The organism is Paeniglutamicibacter sp. GQ140 (genome assembly GCF_059759235.1).
Map to the genome: position 1 here is coordinate 32,085 of NZ_JCAXDW010000014.1, position 24,337 is coordinate 56,421.

The following is a 24,337-nucleotide window of genomic DNA, read 5'->3' on the forward strand; positions in this document are numbered from 1 at the left end:
ACAACCTCCCGATCCGCCGCCGGCGGATCACCGCCCCGCGTCGGTGCGCAGCAAAAGCTGCACGCCGAGGCGGGGTACATGCTTGAATTGATACCGGCTTCCGCGTTTGGTGGAGGCACGCAACGCAAAGGAACCACACCATGAGTGAGAGCCTGCTTCCGGACGAGGGCGCCGAGTACGTCCCGTTCAACAACGAGGACCACATCGCCGACCGCCTGGCTGAAATCAGCGACGAGGATGCCGACGCACGCGCCACCGCGCTGCTGGCCGGCCTCGATGACTACGAACTTGACCCCGAGGACGCCGAACTGCTGGCACACCTGGGCGATGACTTCGACGACGACGCCGACGAGGTCATCCCGCCGGTGCTGGCCATCATCGGGCGCCCCAACGTGGGCAAGTCCACGCTGGTCAACCGCATCCTGGGCCGCCGCGAGGCGGTCGTGGAGGACGTTCCGGGCGTGACCCGCGACCGCGTCTCGTACCAGGCCGAATGGGCCGGACGCAACTTCACCGTGGTCGACACCGGCGGCTGGGAGCACGACGCCAAGGGCATCCACGCCCGCGTGGCCGAGCAGGCCGAGGTCGCAGCGGACATCGCCGACGTCATCCTCTTCGTTGTTGACTCCCGCGTCGGCGCGACCGCCACCGACGAGGCAGTGGTGAAGATGCTGCGCCGGAAGAAGAAGCCGGTGCTGCTGGTCGCCAACAAGGTCGACGACGCGAACCAGGAAGCCGACGCCTCCTTCCTCTGGGGCCTTGGCTTCGGCCAGCCCTGGCCGGTCTCGGCCCTGCACGGCCGCGGCGCAGCGGACCTGCTTGACGCCGTGGTCTCCAAGCTTCCCGAGTACTCCGCCTTCGGCGGGATCATCCCGCGCGGCGGCCCGCGCCGCATCGCGCTGGTCGGCCGCCCGAACGTCGGCAAGTCCTCGCTGCTGAACAAGATGGCCGGCTCCGAGCGCGTTGTCGTGGACACCCTTGCCGGCACCACCCGCGACCCGGTCGACGAACTCGTCGAACTCGGAGACGAGGTCTGGCGCTTCGTTGACACCGCAGGCATCCGCCGCCGCCAGCACATGGCCCAGGGGTCGGACTACTACGCCTCGCTGCGCACCCAGGCCGCCCTGGAAAAGGCCGAGGTCGCCGTCGTGCTGCTGGCCGTCGACGAGGTCCTCTCCGAGCAGGATGTCCGCATCCTGCAGATGACCATCGACTCGGGCCGCGCCCTGGTGCTCGCGTTCAACAAGTGGGACCTGATGGACGATGACCGCCGCCGCTACCTGGAGCGCGAGATCGAAACCGACCTGGCACACGTCGAGTGGGCACCGCGCGTGAACATCTCGGCCAAGACCGGATGGCACAAGGACAAGCTCGTTCCCGCCCTGCACACGGCCCTGGAATCCTGGGACAAGCGCATCTCCACCGGCAAGCTCAACACCTTCCTGGGCGAGCTTGTGGCGGCGCACCCGCACCCCCTGCGCGGAGGCAAGCAGCCGCGTATTCTCTTCGGCACCCAGGCCTCCTCGCGTCCGCCGCGATTTGTGCTGTTCACCACAGGTTTCCTGGATCCGGGGTACCGCCGGTTCATTACCCGCAGGCTTCGCGAGACCTTTGGCTTCGAGGGAACCCCCATTGAAGTCTCGATGCGAGTGCGCGAAAAGCGCCAGCGTTCGAAGTAGCCCAAAAAATAGGGTAGGGTAATCACGGAGCTTTTCGCAGACGGCACCTTCACGAGAGTGAGGGAGAACGGCTGCGAAAGCAACCGGGCTATGGCGCAGCTTGGTAGCGCGCCTGACTGGGGGTCAGGAGGCCGTGGGTTCGAATCCCGCTAGCCCGACCAATGCAGGCCCGGAAACATGCAGATGTTTCCGGGCCTGTTCCCATTTCTCTCGCTTCCGTTCCCAAGGTCAGTTAAACTTGGGCACATGGCTAGTCTCATACCCCGCAAAAACGCGAAGGGGATCACCACCTCCTATCAGGTGAAGTGGCGCGTACAAGGCAAGCAGCACAACGAATCCTTCGATACCGAGCCCCAAGCGCTGATGTTCAAAAAGGTGCTCGAAGCATGCGACCACGACGCCCTCAAGGCAGAGCGTCAAATCCTCGCCGCGTCCTCTGATAGCCCCAAAATCCGAGACGTCGCACAGACCCACCTCAAGCGACTAAGCGACATCAGCGTTCACACCATGCACACCTACGAACGCATGCTTGAGAATCACATCAACCCCACACTGGGCGACATGCCGGTGAACCTGCTCACCGAAGAAGACCTCGCCGAGTGGGTCACCTACATGCGCGGCAAAGACCTGTCACCCAAGACGATCAGCAATACACACGGCTTCCTGTACTCGATCATCAAGACGGCGATCTACAAGAAGTACCGCGCAGACAATCCATGCGAGCACACGCGACTTCCAAAGAACGACCACACCGAGGACAAGACGACCTTCCTCACCAAGGCCGAATTGGCGCTAATCCTGCAACACATGGACAAGCACTTCCACCCGTTCATCCTTTTCCTTGTCGGCACCGGGCTACGGTTCAGTGAAGCAACCGCATTGGCACCGGGAGATTTCAGCGACCAGGGCGGCGAGTACACGGTGCGCGTCACTAAGGCATGGAAGCGCGACCAGAAGAACGGGCGCACGATAGGCCCACCGAAGACCGAGAGGGCGCGCAGGACCGTCCCGATGGACCCGGCCCTAGCGAGAGCTGTTGCGCCCCAGGTACAGGCGTGTGCGGCTGATGGGCAGGTGTTCCGAATGAAGGCCGGGGGAGAGGTGACCTCGCAAGCGATCTTCCACAAGGCGTGGAAGCCGGCTGTAGCGGCTGCACAGGCTGCTGGCCTAAAGAAGTCGCCGCGCATCCACGACCTGCGCCACACGTACGCCTCATGGATGCTGAGCGGAGAGAAGCCGATGAGCATCTTCGACCTGTCCCGCCTGATGGGCCACGAGTCGATCAATACGACATCCAAGATTTACTCGCACCTTATGCCCGAGGCGCTGCGCCGGGGTGCCGAGACGATGGGCGCAGCGATGGGTGGGCTGTTCGACATCGACCCCGTGAAGGCCGTCGCGGGGTCGCAAGCGTGTAGAGCTTGAAGCATGAGAACTCGACCCACTTTCCCCATTGCTTTTCTAACTTTGAAGGATGATACTCGAACCATGAAGCACTCACTTGGTATTTTGGCCGCTGGTCTTTTGCTCACCCTTTCGGCGTGCGGTTCTCCTGCGCCTTCTGCGGCCCCAGGATCACCAGCGGCTCCGGTTGCCCAGTCGACCACTGCGGAGGCCCCCAGCGGTGACACGGCGGCGTTTGACGAGTGTTTGCGTGAGTGGGCGCAGGGTGTCGCGGACTTGGAGGGCGACACCCTGGAGGCTCATTTGGATGATCCGGATGTGGTGGCGGTGTGTGAGGGGTTCCGTGATGCTGAGGCTGAGTTTGATAAGTTGCCCGCGTACACTCCTGCCCCCGCCGCGGAAGTCGACCCTGAGTGCTTGCGTGATTATGCGGAAGGTGTTCACGGCCCAGATGGGATGTTCCCTGGGCTGACTGTTGAGCAGATCATGGAAGATCCCATGGCGCGGTTCACATGTGAATAGTTGTGAACAAAAAAGCGCCCCCGAACTATCCGGTAATTCCGGAAGGTTCGGGGGCATCTTTGTGCTTATTGGCCTAGTGCGGTGTTGATGATCTTGTTCAGCTCGACGCCGGCACCGTAGGGTGTGGCGACCTTGGCGCTGACTGTCCACTTCTGATTCCAGAGCAAGTCACTGAACTGCGCGTCGAAGTCGGCGGGGAAAGCTTCTTCGACCATGCCAATGAAGGTGTCCCATTCGTATTGCACGTCGGCGTCATGGAACTTTCTTCCACCCTCGATCATTTTGCCTATGACGACTAGTTGTCCGCGGAGGATCTTGCGTTGCCCTTGGCTGAGCTCTCCTGGATTTGTCGCGGTTGAACTTTGTTCGACCGTGAAAGTGTTTTGCTTGTCTGATTCATCGGACGTGCAAGAGGTGGGTCTAGTTACCTTGGATGTAGTTACCGGGTCATCCATGGCTCTTGGCGGTGGGTCACTGATGACCCGCGGGTTTTCGAACACCAAGACGTAGTGGTTGGAGTAGAAGTTTCCGGTGCGCTGGTTGCGTCGGCGGGTGACGATGAGTGCGCCGTATGTTTCGAGTTCTTTGATGCCGCGTTTGACTGTGGCGACGCTTGCTCCGATGTCTTCGGCCAACTTCTCACGGCCTGGGAATGCGGCTTTGGTGTCGTTGTCCGCGTAGGTCATGATCGCGCCGTAGAGTCGTACTGCGCCGTGGGAGAGGGCGTCTCCTGACCGGATGATCCATCGGGGTATTTGTGCGTAGGGGGTGAAGCCTTTGACTGTGAGTGTTGCTTGGGTGGTATCCTGTTGCATATCGAATCCTTCCGTGATTCGGTCGCGCCCTCGGAAGATGCCAGTCTTCGCGGGGGCTTTTACTTGGGTGGTTACTTGTTGACGATTTTGCGGACGCCGGCTTGTGTGATGCCGGTGATCTTTGCGATGGCGTACATGGTGCGCTCGTTGTAGGCGACTTGCTTGCGAATCAGTTGGTCGCGTGCTTCGCGTGCTTCGGCTAGCTTCACTTCGGCGGCGCGCACTTGGTTTGATAGGTGGGCTAGGTTTTCGTTGAGGTCTGGTGTTTTGCTCATATCCCAAGTCTAGCGATACTCGGTAATGTACGCAACCCCGTAACGCACAAAACGCGCCTCACCCGGTGAAGGATGAGGCGCGTTTCATGTGTCTAGATCAATCCAAGTGAATAGCTGCGGCGACGGGGCCAGCTCCGAGGACCATAGCGACGACAGCGGCAGAGAGAGTTACGTAGAGCTTGCGCATGTTGAGCGCCTTTCTGTAGGGAGAACATGGGTTGTGTCAGGCGGCGCACCTGTGCACGGTGCGCCGTCCGACGATGTCACGGTCCAGTCGCCGTGACGCGACCCCCGCTAACGGGGAAACTTGTGCGGCGTGCTAGTCCAGGTGAACGCCGCGCTTGGCAGTGCTCGGGGTGTTCGCCGTAGCAGTGAAGCCAAGACCGGCACCAACGAACACGAACACGGCCAGCGTGACAGTCAGCCAAGTAGGCTGTCCTGCATCAGCGGACGCGAATCCGACCTGAGTTGCACCGAGTGCGAGTGCCAGAATTGCGTACACAGTGTACAAAGTGGATCGAACCTTGGCAGGAAGAATGTCTTTCAGCATCAGATGCCTTTCAGTGGTTGTGTGCGCGGTATCGCGCGTTGAGGGGGCGTTCGAATGCGGCGAAGATGCCTTCGAGGAATAGGACGCCGGACGCAATGCCGAGTAGGACCGCACCAGTCAGCATGGCCGTACCCGTGAGCACGGGACGCCGATACAGCATTAGATGCCGAGCGACTTCTGTGTGATTGCTCCAGCGATTCCGTCGACCACGAGGCCCTTGCGTCGTTGCCAGTCGCGCATGTTGGCTTCGGTTTGTGCGCCGAAGTCGTCGTCAACGATCTGCTTGGTGTAGCCCTTGCTGCGGAGAGCCTGCTGCACGCGCCCCACGGTGGAGTTACGGGAGCCGCGGCGGACGGTGGTGTACTTTTTTGCGGCGGGCTTCGTCGGGCGTCCCAGTGCCTCGTACTTGGCTTGCGCGACCGGACCCCAGTAAGAGTCCTGAACGAGCCCGTGCTTCTTTTGGAACGCCTTCACCGCGGCCTTCTGCATGGACCCGTCGACGCCGTCGATGATCCCGGAGTACAGGCCCATTGCCTTGAGTGCCTTTTGGATGGCGATGTTGTCGGCCTTGGAGTTGCCGCTCGAGCTAGGCTTCGTCGCGGGCTTGCTCGTGGGCTTCGGCTTAGGCTTCACGACCGCGACGGGCGCGACGATGAGAGCCGGTGCGGAACCTGGCTTGACTCCGTGCGCGTCAAATGCGAGGCGCGGGTTGTAGTCCGAGTACGGATCTTTCCAGCTTCCCCACATTTCGAAGTGGAGGTGTGGGCCGGACTGTGTGCCGGACGTGTCGTTGTGTCCGATGAGTTCGCCAGCGTTCACCCAGTCGCCCACCTTGAGCGATGCGAGCATGGTCACGTGGTTGTAACCGTTGCCCTCGCCGTCCGGGTTTGCGATGAGTCCACCATTGCCGGTGCGTTGCGGTGCCCACGTGCTGTTGCGGTTGCCATGTCGCGCGCCTCGGTGGATCTCTTTCACGGTGCCAGCGAACGCCGCGTACACAGGCTTGCCGGTTTGTCCCGGCTTGGGTGGTGCGATGTCCATGCCGCGGTGCCCACGGTATCCGCCGCCTGTGTGGTGGTTGGCGGTTAGGCGTCCTTCGAATGGGCTTACCATGCTGCCCATGTGGTTCTCCTTGGGGTCGGTGAGGTTTAGGAATTCGGGCCAGCGGTTGGCGAGGATCATGTTGGATGGGCAGTTTTTGCCGGTCCATGTCCAGTGCTGTTTCACGTCTGCGCGTGTGAGTCCGTGTTCGGCGCGTAGGTCCGCGACGACTTGGCCTGCTCGAGCGAATGCTTTGTCGTAGTCGCCGTCACTGTTCACGCAGATTTCGACGGCGATACTGTGCGCTGCCTCTGGGCCTGCATGCCAGCACTGGGCAGTGTCCGGGTAGGAGCGGATCGCTTCGGTGTCGTCGACGGTGATGTGCCAGGATGCTTGCCGGACGTTCCCGTTTGTTTGTAGGTTGGCGTGGGCTTGAGCGTTCGCTCCCGCGGTCGTGTTCGCTGTCTCATGAACGGTGATGGACGTACACCGACTCACGCCGCCGTATGTTTGGGTGGAGCCCATGACTAGTTGTTCTCGCACGACGGGCTCCTTAGAGTGATTCGAGTGTGTTGAGCCAGATGCCGTCGATTGGTGCGGCGACTGGGGCGAGGAACTTGACTGCGGTGCGCCCGCCGCCTGCGTTGAGTTCTTCGGTGAGGGTGTAGTAGGCGTCGCCGGTTCCGGTGATGTCGGGGTCGTCGGTTGCTGGCACCCAGAGTTCCGCGTACCCGACCGTGCGTGGCGTCCCGGAGAACAACACGGTTTTGGTTGTCAGGGTGACGCTGAACGGTGCGGGGTATATGGAGAGTGGCGTTTCGATGTCGGCGTCTTGTCGGATGCCGCCTGTGAATGCGAGCTTGAGGCGTCCGGCGCATGGGGTTCCGTCGAGGTACGTGCCTGCCCATTTGAGTAGGACGAGGCCCCAGTCTGGGGATGGTTGTGCCATGTTTGGCTCCTGTGCGTCGGTGAGGGTTCCGCTGCCGTTGAGGGTTGCGGAGATTGTGAGGGTGGGGGCGAGTGTGGCGGTGTTGTCCCCGTTGCCGTTGAACACGTAATGGATGCTTATGCCTTTGGTGAGGGTCGCGGTTAGTGCGCCTTCGCCTTGGAGGGTTGCTGTCCATTGGTGTTGGGTTGTTCCGGTGAGTGTTGCTGTGAGCGTCCCGGTGCCGTTTGGGGCGGCTGTTATCTGGGTGTTGGGTGCGAGTGCCCCGGCGAGTGTCCCAGCGCCCGTGAGTGCGCCCTGTGCCGTTGTGGCTGGCGTTAGGGTGACTGTCAGTGATCCCGCGCCGGCCAGTGCGGCAGACTTTGCGAATCCTGGCTTCAACGCACCCACAAGCGCACCCGAACCCGAGAGCGCCCCAGCCTTCACCAGTGCCGGATTGGACGTAGCGGAAAGCGACCCAGCGCCCGCAAAGTTCGCCGTCCAACTAAGCGCCGTTCCCGCATCACCGGAAACATAGGCCGCGATAATCGCAGACCTGCCACCCGTACCAGCCGAGAACGTGCCCGTGAACGTGTACGCCGTGCTGCCAGGTGATTCCCGGACAGCAAGGGCATGCGAGGGGTAGTCGCCAGCAGTTACGAACCCATCAAATTGCTCAGTCCATCCGGCGCTGAACGTTACGGTTCGAGGCGTGCCCGGCTGGATGCTCCCGAGTGATCCGATAAGGGTTCGGGTTCCTGTTGCGGGCGTGATCGATGGGCTGGTGTAGGTGGTGCCGGTTGCGGTGTTGTTTGCCGATTGTGCGGTGTCATATGCGCCTGTTACTTCGGCTATCCACCAGATGCCTTGTCCGTTGGCGGTGAAGCTGTAGGACGTCCCCCCGCCTGCCCGGTCCCAGAGGTAGTGGCCCATCCAGTTGACCTGGCTGGTGCGGAGGGTGAATCCGGTGGGGGTGGCTATTGCTGCGTTGCCTGCGATGACGACGATGACCGTGTTTGCGGCTGAGGATGCGGCGGGGAGCGCGACCGTGAAGGGTGCGTTGCCGTTGAACTGTCCTGTGGCCTGCTGGATGACACTCATCCCGACCGCCTACCCTTATGTCTGGGTGTAGGTGAACGTGACGGTTGCGGTGCCTTGTGTGGCGAACGATTGTGACGTTACAGCCCCGCCGTCGAGGTAGGTGCCAGCGGTTAGTGCGGTGTGTACGCCTTGGCCGACGATGGTTGTGCCTGCCGGGATGTCGAATGTTGCGACGGCTTGGATGACGCCGTTAGTTGGTGCGCCCCACGTGAGGGGTTTGCGTGCGTAGGCTGGGGTGCCGCCTGTGGGTTCGGTGCCTGCTGTTGCGCCGGGGGTCGTGGTGTAGAGTGCGCCGTGTGTGGCGGTTGCCCCGTAGGCGGTGGCGACCGGGTTTTTCATTGCTGCGGTTTGAATAGCCAATTTGTTCTCCCAAGTGTGTTGGCTCGCCCCCCGACGAGTTTTCGGTCAATGAAAAGGCCCGCACGTGGCGGGCTTGAGGTTTAGTCGGTTGGGCGTACGTAGCGGTCGTGCAGATTTTCGAGCTTGTCAGATTGCTCATCCAACTGTTCGCCCTGCTCGAGCTGCTTGGCCTCGATGCGCTTTACCGAGTCTTTGAGCGATGTGCCGTGGTTAGTGCGGACCTCGTGTTCAATGGTTGCGACGCGTTCCATGAGCCCGGGCCTAGCTGGTGATCCGGGTCGTTCGGGTTCGCCTATGAGGTCGTCGAAGAAGTGGGTTACTTTGCGGAGGAACGGCCAAGCTTTTTTGATGATCCAGCCGATGGTCGCGGCGAGTATGCCGACGACTGTTGCGATTAGGTACGGGAGCCAGTCGGGCATGACGGCTACCCGGCGTAAGAATGTTGGGGCATAGGAGTGCCTTTCGGGAGGTTTTAAATGTCGGGGCGCTCGGGTAGGCTGGGCGCATGACTATTGATGAGGCTCTTGAAGCGGTGCGAAACGCGGAAGAACGTAACGGGTCGGAACCGCAAGACCAGGATGGGTCAGGAGACCTGCTGGAGTCGATTCTTGAAGCGCGAGACGCGGGGGCGAGCGACGAGCAAGTTGCCGAGGCCGCCCGGCAATCGGTTGAGCAGGTCCGCGAGTTCATCGATTATGAACAATCTGTTCGCTACGGGTTGGCTGTAGGCGGCTGACTTTTGAAGTGCTCGCGGGGCGCGCACTGATACGTGCCCCGCGAGCACTTCCATTTGGCTTAGCCGAAGACTTCGACCGCGTGAACCGTGATCGAATCACCAGTGGCGAACGGCTGAACCTGCACATCAACCGAGCGAGCCGCCGACGTCAGATCAATCGTCGTCGCAGCATGATAGCCACGCGAGTTACCGTTCCCCGTCATATGGGTGGTGCTCCATAGCTGATTGTTTCCATCCGCCGTGCAAACCATGTCAGCCTCAACAACGACCGACCCACCCGTAACACCAGCAGGGACCGCAACCGTCATCGTGTTCGACGTGGCAACGCGGATACGGAAATACACGACACCGGCAAGCGTCGCATTTGTCGATGCAACAACCCGCACCTTGAGCCGCCGCCCTTTGACTGCATAACGGTCGGCTTGCAGGATCTCATTGAAGCTCGCGACCGTTGTTGCGACCAGCGTTCCAGTAACCGTCTGGGGCGTGTAGTCCTGCGCGATGCAGATCGGCGGAGTAATGCCGGTTCGCAACGTTGCCTGTGGCTCGTCGCCCCAGCCGTAAGCCCCTGACTCGCTCGAGCCTGGACCGTAGACCAGGACGCGCCGCAAATTGTTTGTCCAGACAATCGACAGTTCGCCGTGGATCTCAGAATCCTTGAGTGAGATTCCGACGATGGTCGAGTTGCTGATCTTTATTCCGGTGACGTTGGCGCTTGACCGGTCAAGGTGCAATGCCACTTGGTTGCCGTCGAACTCAACGTTATCCAGGTGCCCGCCGCGGCTCGTTTTCGAGTAGATGCCGTACCGGTTGTTGCGGAAGAGTGTTGCGCCGCCTGGCCCGCCCGAGTAGGTGCGAAGTGCGCCATACATTTCTTGCACGCCAGTGTTGGTGCAGTTCTCGACGATGCCGCCCGTTGCGTTATCGATGACGCTGTTGGTGAGGTTGACACCAATCGCGGCCCCGTCGATGTGCACGTTGCGGCGTTGTAGTGTCACGTCGGATCGGCAGTCCAGCGCGGTGTTGAATGCGCCGATGAACTTGATGTCCTCGACCCAGAGCCACCAACCATTCTCCGCAAGCAGACCCCACGTAGGGGCCGTGTCCAGCGCGTAGTCGATCAGCACCGTAGGCACGTTCGGATGCCCGCCAACAGAAGGCCCCTTGATCGTCAAGAACGCGTCCTGCGACATGGTGCGAGTGTTCGGCAACCGGATGCCACCCTTGTAGCTGCCTGCCCCCACGTCGATGACAACGGAGCCACGGAGCACGGGCATGTCCGCGGCGAGGGAGTCGACGGCGGCTCGGATTTCGCGGAAGGCGGTGACAGGGGTTTTCCCATCGTTGGTGTCCAGACCATCAGCGCGCACGTAGATCGTGCGGGTGACACCACGCTCACCGCGACGTTCAACAAACGACGACAAAAGCTCATCACGAGCCGCACCACCATCAGACACCGCAGCAAGAACAGCCTCACCAGCAGGAGCACCCACAAGACCAGCAGCGTCCTGAGCATCCAAGGCAGCCTGAGTAGCAGAAGCAGCAGCAGACTGAGCACTTTCTGACGCCACCGAAACATTGGCAAGAAGCAGCCCGAAAGTTGCCTCATCCCCCACATACCCGGACTCAACGGCATGCTGGTATGCGGACTTCCCGCGGAACCCGTTCACCGAGTACACGAAGGTTGGGTCGGTCCCGCCAGCCACCCAATAAATCCCTGGGTCTTGATCCGAGATATTCACCCAGAACTCAGGGATGCGTCCAGCCGCGTTCGAATTCGGGGTTGGTATCGGCGTTCCGTCTCCGCTGTACGCCTGCAACGGCGTGATGAAGGTCGGATCATTGAACGCGTAAAGCGTTCCAGTACCTCCGGCGACAACCGTCCCGGTGATCTTCGATAGCGCAATCTGCGCGGGAATATGAGTCAGTGGCATGACAGCCTCCTAGGGCAAAAGAAAAGCACCCACAGTGGGGTGCGAAAGAAGAAGGGTGAGAGGTGGTGGGATTTATCCGAGGCCCCAACGCGCCACGTCGTACATGTAGTAAGCGCGCACCGACGAGCCCGTGCGCAACCAGACCTGACCGTCAGCCCGCAACTCGCCGCGCCCCTGGTGATTAGCACTATCCGTGGCAACCGTCCAATAGTTGAACGTTCCCGGTGCAGAGCTGGAAGGAATGAACCCAACGTTGAAGTTGCTCTCAGTTGTCAGCCCCGTGCTACTCACGCCACCACGGAACATGTAGATGCCGTTCAAGCGTGCGTACTGGAAACGTGACTGAACCGCGAAACCTGCATTCAGTGTTACGTTGATCCACTCGGTAAACCCGTCGACCCACACGCCACCAGTGAACACATCCATGACCGCGCCGTACTGAACCTGATCCAGCCGCAACACCACTGTGCCGTCCGGGATCACTCCAGCGGGCGCGGTCACCGCCAGTGCGTCACGTTCAGCCTTCGAATACACGGGGATGACGCGGTTGTTCAGTGCCGCCATCTTCCCCATGTCCGCGACCAAAGCCCAAGGGTCAGTCTCAGACGGGACACTATTCCCGTTCCATGTAGCAGCCATTTAGGCCTCCCAGTTGATTCGAATTTGACCGGAGGCAGACCTGCGCCCGATGCCCTCAAGACCTGCGTAAGATCCGCCCGCGATGCCGATACCGTCACCGCTAATAATGTCGTCGCCCCACGATGCGGGCAGGGGCTTCCAGCCGCCACCAAAGTTGGCGGGGATCGTGATTGACGTGGACGCGCCTCGGGTCACGTCACCCGATGGCCGCGTTTTCGACCCATGCAAATAAATGTTGATATCCACCGAAGAGTTGTAAGAACCCGCGCGCCTGCGAGGCGGCAACCAAATCTCAACCTTCGTCGCCTTCTTGCCCTTCAACAACCCAGGCTTGCCGTGATAAAACCACGCGCCACGATTGTTCCCCGGACCAGACCAGAACCCCTGGTACAAGTCCGTCTTGTAATAGCTGTTCCAAACCCCGTACCCGGAAGAGAACGTGCCCGAGTTCGACGCCGTAAACGTATTCGTGCCCGTAGACTTCTTCGGCGGAGGCGGTGCGACAGGGGCCAGCTTCTCCGGGGCAGGTTCCGGCTCAGGGTCCGGTGGAGGTGTCGGTGTAACACCAACCTTGCCAACCACGCGAACCTTGTTCCCCAACCACTGCAAGCCAACACGATCCGACACCGCGGGAGTATACGAAGCAACGAACGTTGCCGTCACCGTACCCAAAGCCGTCGTGTCAACCGTGATCGTGTCCGACCCCACCGGAGCCGTAGCCACAGTGCCCTCCCACGGCCTCTCAGGAGCCGGCGCAGGAGCCTCATAACGGCCCGTGCGACCAATAACCAAGAACATGGATGGCGCGTCCGGACGATCAACCACAAGCACCTGAATCGGATCACCCTTCACAGCGATCACACCCGTAGTCCAAATAGCCGACTGCACCAAACCGCCAATCGACACCAGATTCCCATCAGCCGCATAACCAGGCACAAGACGAACCCGATCCTTAGCCGGATCAATCACATCCTCAAGACGCCTCACAGCATTGACCGCCTCACATACCGGGCGACCTCCAACACATCAGAAGTCGCGCACTCCATAGACAGCTTCATCGCCGCAAAACCATCAGAACCACCAGACAACGAAACCTCCACACACCGCCCAACAAGCGGGTAAACAGTCCCATCAACAACAGGCTGAGCAACAACCCCCCAATCCCCAATCTCATAGAGTGGGGACGGCGCGCAATGAACCTCAAGAATCGTCGTAGACGCTTCCACCCGATTCCGCAGCGTCGTATCAGCATCAGCCTGCACACCCGACTGCGTTTGAGCCTGAGCAGTGTGGAACATTGGCTTGCGACCAAACGGCCCATCAAACCGCAGTGGACCCGAAGCCAAGGTCGCGTACGCGCGCAGCTCATCGCCCGCATCCGTCTGCCCCGTCGACACAACCGCGTTATACAAGTTGTCCCGCGACTGCTCACGCCCCACAGCAACCAGTGCGCCCTCTTCGCCCGGAGTGATCTCCCACATCGGCAAAGCAGGACGCGCCGGATTGAACACCTCGAGCAGGCCATCACCATTCACCCGGTACTCGCCGCCGATCATCTTCACCAGGTCAGCAACAGCATTCACGCGTTCCTCGTGATAGACCGTGTTCGCCGGAACCGCGCGATCAGTGACCCCAGAAAACACCACACCAATGATGCCCTCACACAACCGCTCAATCTCAGAGAACGCCGTAGCACCAAACCCCGGCCCCTCCGGAGACATAAACCGATCATCAGCCAACAACTGCGTCAAATCAGCCCCATCCAACGGAACCGTCGCACCACCATGAACCCACGTAAGATTCGGGCCAACAATCCGCCAAACCTCATTCGGCCGATTCCGAGAAATCACCCACTCGCCCATCGGCAGCGACTCGCCCCCACACTCAAACAAAGTCCGAATACGAGAACCACCCACCGACAAAGGCTCATCAAAGCTCCACGGTGCAAGCAACCCATCAGGATCTTGCACCGTGAAACTGGCCGAGCCCTGCACCATCTGCTGATCACCCAACCGCCACGACATCGACCACGACGACACATCCAACTCAGCAGCCGCCACAGCCCCCCCATACAAGGCTTCACACGACAAACGTGCGTCCGGTGTTGAGCCGGCCAACGCCTCAAGCATCGCGGGTGGAATGGTGCGCACAATGGCCTCCTACAGGGATGTGAATATGAGTGGGTTCTTCTGCCAGTCCAAGTACATGGTCGAAGCAGCGGCAGCTTGAACGTCGCCGTACGTATACCCGGCGAGCAGTTCGTCAACCTGCGCGTACGTGATGAACCCTGATACGGCGGCTTGGAGGACGGCTTTCACGAGGTCGCCCTCAACCGTGAAGCGGGCTATCTCGCGCCCCGCCACAGTGTTCGGCGGTGCGTCCGTCACGTCAGCCCGCAAATAGCAGACAGGCGGCAACGGACGCATCGACGGCAACGGACGGAACAACAAGATCGGAGCCTCAGCAATAACACCCAGAAACGCATCATGCATCTCAGGTGTCATCGCCAACAAAGGCAGGGCAACACCAGTGCCGCCCTGCCTGCCCCCACCAAAGAACCGCGGATAACGCGACCCCATAATTCGGACAGTCTCACCCGGAGCCGCATAAGCCACCGAAGCCAAAGCCTCAGCGTCCAACACCAGGTTCCCCGGAATGGCCGCCGACGAAGGATGCACGGGCAACGCCTGATCCGGTTGCAATGGGTCTTGAATCCACGCAGTATCCGAAGTCAAAGTAACCGACCCCGAATACTGCGCCTGCCCATCAACCAAAACCGTGTACGTTGCCTCCACATTCAGTGGGGCAGCCCAATCGACAAACACGCCAGCATCAGAAGTGACCTGAGAAAAGATGCCCTGCACGACCATTGTTTCGCCGCCACTCGTGCGGCGAATCTGAATGGTCGTCCCCGGTGGAACGTTGTAGATGGTGATCCGCACACGCGGAACACCATCATTCAACGGCTCGAGCTCGAGGAAGAACGGGGTCGGTTCACCAAAGACAACACTCATCGGCGTCGACCTCCAGCACTAACAGCAACCTTGCCCATTCCGGCCTCCACTCGTTCGTCCATGTAACCTTCGAATTCGCGGTTGCCGATAACAACGGTTACCCGCTGATTGCCGGTCTGCTTACTCAGTGCCAGGGATTCAATGGACGACCATTGCCCCGGCGTGAGGATTGCTTCGGGTTCCTTGAGTCCGTTGTAGGACATGGTTCCCGGAGCATGCCAACCGCCACTGTCGTGAAGGTATGACATCGGGTTCACTGCGCGACCATTTTGAAGCGTCTCGAAGTGAAGGTGAGTACCAGTCACATTGCCGGTAGCACCCTGATAACCAATGTGCTGCCCCGCCTTGACCTGTTGTCCCGCCTTGACCTGAACCCCGTTGTAAGGGTTGTGTCCGTAGTAAGTCTGGAAACCTCCACCGTGACCCAAGCGGATACCGTGACCCGTGCGCCCAGGAAGACCGCCACCCTTACCAATGAACTCAACAATGCCGTTCAACGCGGCGAACGTCTTGCCGCCACCAGCAATATCAACACCAGCATGGAAAGCGCCCCAACGAGGACCAAACATCGACGTATAAGGACCAGCAGAAGGACGATGGAACATACCCTTCGGACCCGAGAAAGAACCAGCAGAACCAGCATCAGCAGGGAACTCCTCATCCTTGCCGCGAACCCAACCGATAACCTTGTCAATCGCGCTCGTGAACGCACCCGAGTACAGGCCGGCGAACCCGCCCGCACCCAACTTGTTCGACATCAGGTTCTTGATCGGATTCAACACCAGCTCAGCAGCCTTCGCCAAACCACCACGAACCCAACTCACGCCCTTGTCGAACGCGCCCTTCACGCCGCCAGCGATACCGCCCCAAGTGTCAGACCAGAACCCACCATTAGCAAGCTTCGCCTGACCCGGACTAGCGCCCGAAAGCGCCGACAACGAATCAGTTGGAGCCTGCGCACGACCAGCCAACATAGCCTGAGTCTCAGCCGCCGTATACACACGCCCCGGATCAGTGAAGTTCACCAACTCCGGACCCTCTTCACCAACAACAGCCCAACCCTTACGAGCCAAACCACCCTTAGCAAAGTGCGGAATCCCAGACGTATCCATACCCGGCAAACGAGCATCCGAACCAATGTTCTTCGCAACCGCATCAAAAGCCTTCTTGATGCCCTGGTTATAAATCGTTTCCATCACGAAGTAAACAGGCGTACCCGCAGCCTTCTTGATGCCGTCCCAAATGTCACCGATCTTCTCGACAGCACTCTTGAACGCAGGAACAACCCTGTCACCAATGAAATCGCCAAATGCCCTGAACACCGGCTTGATACCGTTATTCCAAACATCCTTCACCTTCCGGGAAATAGCATCCCAAACAGGCTTGATAACACTGTCACGGAACCAACGGAAGATCGGCCCAAGAGTGTCACGCAAGAAGTTACGAACCGCGTTGAAGATGATCTTCACGCCAGCCCACCACGTCGACACAACCCACTTGATACCGTCAAACACGGGCTTGATGATCGAGTCACGCAACCACTTGAACACGTTCCCAAGAGTTGTCTTCACGTAATTCACAAGGATCGTGAACACAGCCTTGATCCCAGTCCAAGCCGTCGAAATAAACGACTTGATACTATTCCAAACAGGCTTGATAATCCCGTGGTACAACCAAATGAACACCGCACCAAGAACCGTCTTCACGAACCCAACAGCAGCCGTAAAGATCCCCTTGATGACAGCCCAAGCCACACCAATGAACTTCTGAATGTTCGCCCACATCGGCTTGATAACGTTCTGATACAGCCACACAAATGCAGGAGCCAGAACCTTCGTCACCGTGAAAACAATCAAGTCAAAAATGAACAGCAGAACGTTCGCAACGAAATCGATGTACCACTTGATCAAACCCCAAACAGGTTTGATCACATTGTTGTACAAGTGATCAAACACCGGGGCCAGAACCTTCATCACAACATCGCCAATAGCCCGGAAGATCGGCTCAAGGAAAGCCCACGCCGCATCAATCGCAGCCCGAACACCATTCATCACCGGAGTAACTACCGAATCGCGGAACCACGTAAACGCAGCCCCAAGAGTGTTCCGAATGAAATCCGAAATCGCAGTGAATACGCCGCCAACCTTGTCACCCGTAGCCGAAACCGCGCCACTAATCGCATCAAAAACCGGCTTAACAATCGTGTCCCGCAACCACTCAAACACCGGGCCCAGAGTCTTCGAAACCCAATCACCAATAGCCTGGAAAACACCACCAATGAACTTGCCAACAGTGCCGACAATGCTCTTGATCCCATTCCACATGCCAATGAAGAAGTTCCGGAAACCCTCATTCGTCTTCCACAAATAAATGAACCCAGCAACAAGAGCCACAACCGCAGAAATGATAAGCCCAATCGGGTTAGCCTTCATCGCCGCATTGAGCGCCCACTGAACAACAGTCTGGCCCTTCAAGACATCCGTAATGCGCTTAGCAATACTCGTGTACGCACCCGTGACACCGTTATACAAAACCCAAGCAGCCCAACCAGAAAGCACCGCAACAGTCAACGGCTCAATCCACTGACGATTCTGCTTGATCCACTCAACGGCATCCTTCAACGCCGGAACAACCTTGTTCTGCAACACATCCCAAGTGATACCCGCGGCACCACCAAGGCGCTCCATAAACCCAGGGAAACCAGACGACGTAATATCGCCATCAGCAATCCGGAACGACTCACTAAACGCACGGAAGCCACCAGCGATCTCATTGATCACATCAGGGGCCTTCTCCGTAAACGTCGCCATAAACGGCTTCAACGCATTCGTGATGTTGTCAATAACAGGAATCGCCTTATTGAACCCATCGCGCAACAAATCCAAGACCGGCTTGATAACCGTCTCGCCACCACGCCCAAGCGCAGCCATCGTATTAGCCCACGCACCACGGAACGTCTTGCCCGACGACAACGCCGCACCGCCCATGCCCGACTCAATCGCATTCTGCAACTGAGCAAAGCTAATAGCACCCTTCTCGCCCGCCTCATAAACCTCAGACGCGGAAAGCTTCATCTCCTTACCCAGCAACTGAACAATGGGAATACCCATATCGCCAAGCTGAGCAAGAATGTCGCCCTGCACCTTATTGGAAGCAGACGCCTTATTCATGATCGCGGCCATGGAACCGTAATCCGTGCCCGCAATCGTCGCAGCATCACCAGTGAGCTTGAGAGTGCGGATCAGATCCTTGCCCGGCTTGACCCCGGACGCCACAGCAGCAGCAGCAGCGGTAGCGGCGTCACCCAAGCCAAACGCCGTGCCCTTTACAGAAGCCAGCGCATTGGACATGATCGTGTCAACAGTCTTCGTATCGTGCCCAAGGCCCTTGAGCTTCGCCTGCGCATCCTCAATATTCAGCGCTCGACTAATGCCACCCTTGGCCGCCAGAGTCGCAACAGTAGCGCCAATGCCCGCGATGCCCAGCGCGCCCCACTTGAGTGACTTCTGCATCGACTTGCCGACCTTGTCCTGCCAGGTCTTGCCAGTCTTCTGCGCGGCCTTCCCAGTCTCAAGATCCAGTTCCTTCATGGCGGCACGGACGGAAGGCTTCATGCCCTTGGTGGAAGCCACCAAGCTCAAATAGGCCACGCCCAATTCCACGGATTCAGACACGTAAGCCCCCTACGGAACGCCAATGGGCACCCCCAGCCGGAGGTGCCCATTAGATCGATTATTCGGTTTCAATGGCGGGCTTCATCCGCGCCTGCTCTTCGGCATACCAAGCATCAAAGTCTTCGATACTTTCGAAGCCCTCGCCCTTGCCAATCGTCTTGACATCCTTATTTGGCTTCACGCCAGGACGTTCAACTGGTTCTGGTTTCTTACCAGGCTTTGCGCCGGCCAGTTTCGCGGCTTCCCAACGCAGCATTTGCAGGATGTCGATCTGGGCGGCGGCCAGGTGCGCGTGAATGTCCCACTGCCAATCGGGATTAGCCGCACGATGCAACGCACCCTCAGCAGGCAGGTTCACCGCCAGCTCGGATAGGTAGCGTGGCGACTCATCATCCAAGGCATCCCGGAGCTTCATCTGGTAGAACCTTTGAAAGTCAGCCCCGAGCGCGCCGGGATGCTCATGCAGCATCCACATGAACGTTGGCAGGTGCGGGGCAGAGTGTGCGACGACAGCCCGTAGGATGCCCGCAGCAGCCCCCGCACCTTCTTCCGCGAGCACTTGCCGCACTGCCAAGTAATCGTCCTCGTACAGCACCGCAGACAGCACTCGCGGCATAGCACCAAGCGCGCCCGACGAAATCAGACGCAACACGCCCGGATCATCGAACGCCTCATGCCGCACCCGTAGCCGCAGACTGCCAACGTGAAGCCGCCCCCCGACAACGCGGGCCACGGCACTCACGGACTACTCCCCGGAAGCTCGCTGGGCGGCAGCGGCAGCACCAAACTCTTCAAAGAACGTCGCCGCCGCCTCAGTCGTAATCCGACCCGCATCATTGCGCAAGTGTTCCTTCACCGCCGCATACTGCTCAGCACCAAACATGCGCTGCAACACCTGCGGAAGACGCGACAAGTCGCCATCCTCAACGCGGGCAACGTTCTCGAGCAGCTCAAAGTCATCCAACGTGTCAGGGTCCACGATCAAGCAGAACCCGTCAACAGTAATCGTTACTGCTTCCGGCTCGGCAGCTTCAACAGCTTTCGGCTTGCGATCCTGCGGGGCCTTGCGTGCTGGTGCCTTAGCAGCGGGCTTGCGGACAGCGGGAGTCTTTGCTTCGGTCATGGCTGGTGTGCCTTTCTAAAAGTCTGAACATGGGGTGTGCCAAAAAGAGGTAAAGAAGGTTGGGGCGCGGGCACACCACGCGCGCCCCAACCTGGCCTAGTTAGACAGGGACTACAACGCCGTCGTCGGTGTACTCGTAGAAGTACTTACCCGAGGCGTCCGGGAAGAGAGTCAGGCTGACCGCGTACTCGATGATCGACTCATCCGAGTAAGTCACCGAGACATCCTCCGTCGTGTTCTGGGCTCGCGGGCACACGATACGCGTACGCCCGAGGCCTTCCTTGAGCTCAAACACGTACTCTTCGACGGGCAGTTCCGCGCCGTCGAACGCGATGGCGATCTTCGTGCCCGCGGATGGCGTGCCCGCGGTAACAGTGACCGCGCCTTCGCCATAGACAGACTTGAGCACCTCGGCGTTTCGGGACTCAATCAGGGAGAACTCAATGGTCACGCCCTTGTTGCCCTGCACCTTCTTCACCATGTCGCCGCCCCAAGCATTGAACTCGGAGAACGCGCGCGAGATCGCACGAGTCACACCCTCAGAAGACACGTAGCCGGAACTAACGAATCCTGCTCCGAGGGCGACAGCCTCATCGACGGGAAGGGCGGTTCCGAGCGGGGCGCGGTAGATACCGCCATTGGGGTGCGGCTTACCAACCGCAACGTTCAAAGCATTGTTAGCCACGTGGGCCTCCTAAAGTGTGTGAAACAGAAAAGACATCCCCCGGTGTGGGGAATGTCTGAGTAGTTGGGGTTGGGTCAGTAGGCGGCGGTGGCTCGTCTAACAGCCAGCCAGCCGCTAACCAGTCGTCAATTTTGGACGCCGCAACATCCATGCGGCTACTCACAATTCGAGGGTGCTTGATACGTGTCATGCCGCACTCGCCTTCGTAATCAAAGAAACGGTGAATTGATATCGGGGAGACGCGCTAACAGGGTCGGGGTAGTTGATGAGCCCCCCGATAACGCCAGACCACCACGCATTCGGCTCATCCATGACCTCAAGCCACGACATCACCTCAGCAGCCAACCGCTCAGCACTCACAGTCGTTGAAGCCCACGCCTGAAACGTCAACATCGTAGAGTCATGCGACGGCGACAAATGCGAACCACCAACACGCTCCACCGTCACGCACGGCAACACACTGGACTTCTTCGTGGACGCCTTCACCCCACCACTCAAACGCGCATTCAAATAAGTGATCGCCACAGTCTCAGCACTAACCCGCAACACCCGATTAGCCACTATTGCGACCCAACGCCCGCAACAACGCATGCCCCGAAGCATTAGCACGCCGCGCATCCAACGTCACCGCAGTAACCTGAACACGCGCACGATTCTTCTCACGCTTACCCCGCGTGATCATCGCAGTCACCTCATGACCCGAACCCGCATCAGCAGCAATCGCATTGCCACGCTTTTTGAGCTCATCGAAAACCATCGGCGAAATACGCAACGACCGCATAACATTCCGCGTCCAAACAAACCTTGACTTAGCCAAGTTCCACCACCCGCTTTAGGTTGAGACGGTAGCCAGGGGAAAAGGAGAACGGCCCATGGTTGTAATCCTCGGCATATCCGATAACCTCAAACACATCCCCCGCCAACCCCACACGATCCTTCGGACCAAACGGATTCGACGGAGAATACAAATCAAGGTCACGAACAACCGTCGTACGATGCTTCTCATGCTCAGCATCAGAACCAGGAGTCGCCCAACCATAAACGGGAACGTCCGTAGGCGTTTCCGCCCAAGAGTCGATTGGTTCATAGTTCTCATCGCGAGCACCCTCGACGTACGGGAAGTGTTGCGCGGTCCACGGGGTCGGAAACATAGCCATGACGCCCCCTACGTGTAGATCGTGAATGGAACGCCAGTGTCAAGACGTCCACGCAAAATACGTTTGTGGTCAGCCGTCAAATACAGCTTCCCGTCAGTGTTCGTATACGTGAGCTGCCGCCCAAACGGACCCGCCTGCTCGTTCGCCGACGCAACATTTTCCAGCGCCGGGGAAACGTTCATGGCCGTATAAACCATTTCCGTGACGATCATCGCGACCGCAGCAGGGTCAAGCGTCCCCGCCACAATCTTGGAATCCGTGTAAGGGTAGAGCGCCCGCACCTTGACCGACGCGAGATTCAGCTTGACGCCCGCCTCAGCCTCACGGTCAACCGGAAGGTCAGGCCAGAGATCCCGCAAATCCGCGACAGTCGCGTACGGCATCGCCATTATTCGGCCCTACGCGGTCGCCCACGCTTCGGAGCCGGCGCAGTGAAGTCAGGGGCAGCAGGTGTTGCCACCGGGGCGTCCTCGGTCTCCTGAGCGTCAGGAGCGGGCGCGACATCGGGCATCAAGCAATGCTCGCCAACCTGATCGACAGCCCACTCAGGAACCTCATCGCCAGGGGCAAAGGAAACAGCGCGGAAGTCGGGAGACGACAGCGCCACATGAACAGAAAACTTCGGCACAGTGGCCTCCTATCGCAGTGGTGGTGAAAGGTTGGGGCGCAACCATCACGGTCACGCCCCAACCAGAACAGGCTCTACAGAACCTTTGCCACCAGGGAAAGGTCAGCGTTCGCCAGCACCGGCAGAGCGATTGCGTCAGACTCGACGGTCGCAATGTGCGGGATCGAAGTTGCCTTGTGAGCACCAACCACAACGCCCGGCTGATCAACATCAGCCAGCTCGTAATCGGGCTCCATCGACGTCAGCGTCTGGCCCCAGAAGGTGCCACCCAACTCGGACTCGCCACCGTTCGCAGCCACGGGAGCCGGGAGCAGGATCAGCTTGTCATCGGACAGCACGCGCCCACCGGAAGTGCGGCGGTCGTAGAGCGTGAACGGCGGAAGACCCGCAGCGACAAGGTAGTCGTTGACCTCAGACTGGATTGCCGGGCGAGTAGCGCCGCCAACCAGAGTGGTCTTGAACTGGTCGCCAGCAGACAGTGCCGTGAACACGCGACGGGAGGTCACGATGGCACCCGGAGCCTGGCCGTCATTCGTGGTCATGTAGGTGTCAACGAGGGTCTGGAGGTAGCTCAGACGGTCAACCGCGGACGTGGTCCACAAGGAACCCGCAGTCAGGTTATGGCCGGCAGAGCGACCGAAGTCATCATCGAAGCTGACAGCGCCAGTGACAGTCGCCTTGCCAGTCTCCAGGACCGTGCCACGAAGACGCTCAATACGGTCGGCAATAGCTCGAGCCACATTGCGCGCTTCCTTGAGGATGCTGTTACGCAGAACCTCATCCGACGCATTACGCGCACGAAGCTGGTCGTACTCGGAGATAATGCGCTTCTGACCAAGAGGCAGCATTTCCAGAGTCACACGCTGACCGGTAACGCCACCAGCGATCTCCGGCTCAGCATCGAACGCACGGAACGAAGCCTCAGCAACAAGGCCATTCCGGCCCTTCACGAAGCGAACGGTGATGTCACTCACCTGAGTGTTGGGCAGCCACGGAGCAAGCGAAGTCTGATTGACCTCAAGATCCTCAAGAGCTGCACGGACGTAGCCGGTAAGTTCGGCTGGAGTGATCAAATCAGTCCAAAGTGCCATGATTTATCCCCCTTTCTTAGACGAAGACGATGGTGGTAGCGGACTTCTTCGCAGCCGCAACAGGCGCGACGAAGGTTCCGGGGACATTGGCAGCCTTTACGCGACCGTGGTCAAGCAGTGCAGCCGGGAAATCGGCAACGCCGTCAGTGGGCTGGTCAAACAGGATGAACCCGGCAAGAATGCCAGCACCCGTAACGGTTCCCTCGGTGCCGTCATACGGAACCAGGACACCGCCAACCTTGGCTACAGGAGTGCCGGACGGAATGTAACCGTCGACGACAGTGAAAGCGGAAACGTCCACGGCTTCGGTGCGCGCATTGCTAATGCCGTGCGCGGACCCAAGCCAAGACTGATCTCCGCTACCGAAAGACTCGGAAGTAAGACGAGGCATGATTGCCCCTTTCTAAGAGGTTGGTTTGTGCTTCGAGGTGTAGAGGTCACGACCCGTGTCAATGGACCCGCCCGTGGGGGCCGGATCTCCTCCGCTCGTCCCCGACTTCTGAACGACACCACTCTTGGCGGTGCCTTTCGCGGCGGCTTCCAGCTCTGAGATCCGCTTAGCGGAAGCCAGGAACGATTCCGCGTCATTGCCGACGACGATGTCGCGGTTATCTTTTGACACCGGGTGTTCGGCCAGAGCCGCAAGACGCCAGTTCTCGCGCTCAAGAGTTGAGGCGCGGGTCGACGCTTCGTCCCGTTCCTTCTGCGCCTTCTCAATGTCCGAAAGCTTCGAAGCCTCGGAGGCATCAACAATGGCCTTGAGCCGCTTGGATTCAGCCTCAGCGGCGGCACGAGCTTCGCGCTCAGCCTGCAAGGCTTTCATTCCACCCTCACCCAAAGGCTCATCAGCCTTCGGCTCAGGAGCGGGTGCGGGGGTTGGTGTCGGCACGGGTGTCGGATCAACGGGATCTGGCATGGGGTGACTCTCCTTATAGAAGCCGCATCGCACGGCAAGTAACCCCGCAGCATCGAGCTACGGGGTAG

General features: G+C 59.4%; 25 protein-coding genes and 1 tRNA gene. 5 read left to right on the plus strand and 21 right to left on the minus strand.

What is annotated here, in order from left to right; all coding sequences use genetic code 11:
- The first annotated feature begins 140 nt into the window (after positions 1-140).
- The 4 genes from der to AC6CHY_RS16895 all read left to right on the plus strand — a co-directional run bounded on the left by der (position 141) and on the right by AC6CHY_RS16895 (position 3,605).
- Positions 141-1,679: a ribosome biogenesis GTPase Der gene (gene der / locus AC6CHY_RS16880; protein ID WP_217389952.1), complete on the plus strand. Its 1,539-nt coding sequence runs from the start codon at positions 141-143 to the stop codon at positions 1,677-1,679.
- A gap of 84 nt (positions 1,680-1,763) precedes the next feature.
- Positions 1,764-1,840 (plus strand) — tRNA-Pro (locus AC6CHY_RS16885).
- An 85-nt stretch (positions 1,841-1,925) separates the two neighbouring features.
- Positions 1,926-3,104 (plus strand): tyrosine-type recombinase/integrase, encoded by a 1,179-nt coding sequence (locus AC6CHY_RS16890; protein WP_498227459.1) that lies wholly within the window; start codon positions 1,926-1,928, stop codon positions 3,102-3,104.
- Positions 3,105-3,167: 63 nt separating this feature from the next.
- Positions 3,168-3,605, plus strand: a complete 438-nt coding sequence (locus AC6CHY_RS16895) for a hypothetical protein (RefSeq protein ID WP_498227460.1) — start codon at positions 3,168-3,170, stop codon at positions 3,603-3,605.
- A 65-nt stretch (positions 3,606-3,670) separates the two neighbouring features.
- On the opposite strand, the gene AC6CHY_RS16900 is transcribed toward AC6CHY_RS16895, so the two are convergent.
- The 7 genes from AC6CHY_RS16900 to AC6CHY_RS16930 all read right to left on the minus strand — a co-directional run bounded on the left by AC6CHY_RS16900 (position 3,671) and on the right by AC6CHY_RS16930 (position 9,091).
- Positions 3,671-4,420 carry a helix-turn-helix domain-containing protein gene (locus AC6CHY_RS16900; RefSeq protein WP_498227461.1) on the minus strand — a complete coding sequence of 250 codons (750 nt, stop codon included), beginning with the start codon at positions 4,418-4,420 and terminating at the stop codon, positions 3,671-3,673.
- Between the two features lie 71 nt (positions 4,421-4,491).
- Entirely contained in the window at positions 4,492-4,695 is a 204-nt protein-coding gene (locus tag AC6CHY_RS16905; protein WP_498227462.1) for a hypothetical protein, read from the minus strand.
- A gap of 319 nt (positions 4,696-5,014) precedes the next feature.
- The gene (locus tag AC6CHY_RS16910) at positions 5,015-5,245 is read right to left on the minus strand and encodes a hypothetical protein (RefSeq protein WP_498227463.1); all 231 of its coding nucleotides are present in this window, start codon (positions 5,243-5,245) and stop codon (positions 5,015-5,017) included.
- Between the two features lie 159 nt (positions 5,246-5,404).
- On the minus strand, positions 5,405-6,829 hold the full coding sequence (locus AC6CHY_RS16915; protein ID WP_498227464.1) for a peptidoglycan-binding protein: 1,425 nt from the start codon (positions 6,827-6,829) through the stop codon (positions 5,405-5,407).
- A 10-nt stretch (positions 6,830-6,839) separates the two neighbouring features.
- Positions 6,840-8,312: an autotransporter outer membrane beta-barrel domain-containing protein gene (locus AC6CHY_RS16920; RefSeq protein ID WP_498227465.1), complete on the minus strand. Its 1,473-nt coding sequence runs from the start codon at positions 8,310-8,312 to the stop codon at positions 6,840-6,842.
- A gap of 15 nt (positions 8,313-8,327) precedes the next feature.
- A complete protein-coding gene (locus tag AC6CHY_RS16925; protein WP_498227466.1) occupies positions 8,328-8,651 on the minus strand; it encodes a hypothetical protein in 324 nt (107 codons plus the stop codon).
- Between the two features lie 101 nt (positions 8,652-8,752).
- A complete protein-coding gene (locus tag AC6CHY_RS16930) occupies positions 8,753-9,091 on the minus strand; it encodes a hypothetical protein (protein WP_498227467.1) in 339 nt (112 codons plus the stop codon).
- Positions 9,092-9,177: 86 nt separating this feature from the next.
- Between AC6CHY_RS16930 and AC6CHY_RS16935 the strand changes: the two genes are divergently transcribed.
- Positions 9,178-9,408 carry a hypothetical protein gene (locus tag AC6CHY_RS16935; RefSeq protein ID WP_498227468.1) on the plus strand — a complete coding sequence of 77 codons (231 nt, stop codon included), beginning with the start codon at positions 9,178-9,180 and terminating at the stop codon, positions 9,406-9,408.
- 59 nt (positions 9,409-9,467) lie between these two features.
- On the opposite strand, the gene AC6CHY_RS16940 is transcribed toward AC6CHY_RS16935, so the two are convergent.
- The 14 genes from AC6CHY_RS16940 to AC6CHY_RS17005 form a co-directional block, all read right to left on the minus strand.
- Positions 9,468-11,342 carry a hypothetical protein gene (locus AC6CHY_RS16940; RefSeq protein ID WP_498227469.1) on the minus strand — a complete coding sequence of 625 codons (1,875 nt, stop codon included), beginning with the start codon at positions 11,340-11,342 and terminating at the stop codon, positions 9,468-9,470.
- A 72-nt stretch (positions 11,343-11,414) separates the two neighbouring features.
- A complete protein-coding gene (locus AC6CHY_RS16945) occupies positions 11,415-11,915 on the minus strand; it encodes a hypothetical protein (RefSeq protein ID WP_498227470.1) in 501 nt (166 codons plus the stop codon).
- A 66-nt stretch (positions 11,916-11,981) separates the two neighbouring features.
- A complete protein-coding gene (locus AC6CHY_RS16950) occupies positions 11,982-12,968 on the minus strand; it encodes a hypothetical protein (protein WP_498227471.1) in 987 nt (328 codons plus the stop codon).
- Positions 12,965-14,131, minus strand: a complete 1,167-nt coding sequence (locus AC6CHY_RS16955) for a hypothetical protein (RefSeq protein WP_498227472.1) — start codon at positions 14,129-14,131, stop codon at positions 12,965-12,967. The genes AC6CHY_RS16950 and AC6CHY_RS16955 overlap by 4 nt, the downstream gene beginning before the upstream one ends.
- A 9-nt stretch (positions 14,132-14,140) precedes the next feature.
- Positions 14,141-14,995 (minus strand): hypothetical protein, encoded by an 855-nt coding sequence (locus tag AC6CHY_RS16960; protein WP_498227473.1) that lies wholly within the window; start codon positions 14,993-14,995, stop codon positions 14,141-14,143.
- A complete protein-coding gene (locus AC6CHY_RS16965) occupies positions 14,992-18,669 on the minus strand; it encodes a peptidoglycan DD-metalloendopeptidase family protein (RefSeq protein WP_498227474.1) in 3,678 nt (1,225 codons plus the stop codon). The genes AC6CHY_RS16960 and AC6CHY_RS16965 overlap by 4 nt, the downstream gene beginning before the upstream one ends.
- A gap of 58 nt (positions 18,670-18,727) precedes the next feature.
- Entirely contained in the window at positions 18,728-19,321 is a 594-nt protein-coding gene (locus tag AC6CHY_RS16970) for a hypothetical protein (RefSeq protein ID WP_498227475.1), read from the minus strand.
- A 93-nt stretch (positions 19,322-19,414) separates the two neighbouring features.
- Complete coding sequence (locus AC6CHY_RS16975) at positions 19,415-19,792, minus strand: hypothetical protein (RefSeq protein WP_498227476.1); 378 nt, start codon at positions 19,790-19,792, stop codon at positions 19,415-19,417.
- Between the two features lie 100 nt (positions 19,793-19,892).
- The gene (locus AC6CHY_RS16980; protein ID WP_498227477.1) at positions 19,893-20,477 is read right to left on the minus strand and encodes a phage tail tube protein; all 585 of its coding nucleotides are present in this window, start codon (positions 20,475-20,477) and stop codon (positions 19,893-19,895) included.
- A gap of 809 nt (positions 20,478-21,286) precedes the next feature.
- The gene (locus tag AC6CHY_RS16985) at positions 21,287-21,634 is read right to left on the minus strand and encodes a hypothetical protein (RefSeq protein WP_498227478.1); all 348 of its coding nucleotides are present in this window, start codon (positions 21,632-21,634) and stop codon (positions 21,287-21,289) included.
- A gap of 8 nt (positions 21,635-21,642) precedes the next feature.
- A complete protein-coding gene (locus tag AC6CHY_RS16990; protein ID WP_498227479.1) occupies positions 21,643-22,023 on the minus strand; it encodes a hypothetical protein in 381 nt (126 codons plus the stop codon).
- Positions 22,024-22,336: 313 nt separating this feature from the next.
- Complete coding sequence (locus tag AC6CHY_RS16995) at positions 22,337-23,353, minus strand: major capsid protein (RefSeq protein ID WP_498227480.1); 1,017 nt, start codon at positions 23,351-23,353, stop codon at positions 22,337-22,339.
- Positions 23,354-23,369: 16 nt separating this feature from the next.
- On the minus strand, positions 23,370-23,744 hold the full coding sequence (locus tag AC6CHY_RS17000) for a hypothetical protein (RefSeq protein WP_498227481.1): 375 nt from the start codon (positions 23,742-23,744) through the stop codon (positions 23,370-23,372).
- Between the two features lie 12 nt (positions 23,745-23,756).
- Positions 23,757-24,269: a hypothetical protein gene (locus AC6CHY_RS17005; protein ID WP_498227482.1), complete on the minus strand. Its 513-nt coding sequence runs from the start codon at positions 24,267-24,269 to the stop codon at positions 23,757-23,759.
- Positions 24,270-24,337 lie beyond the last annotated feature (68 nt).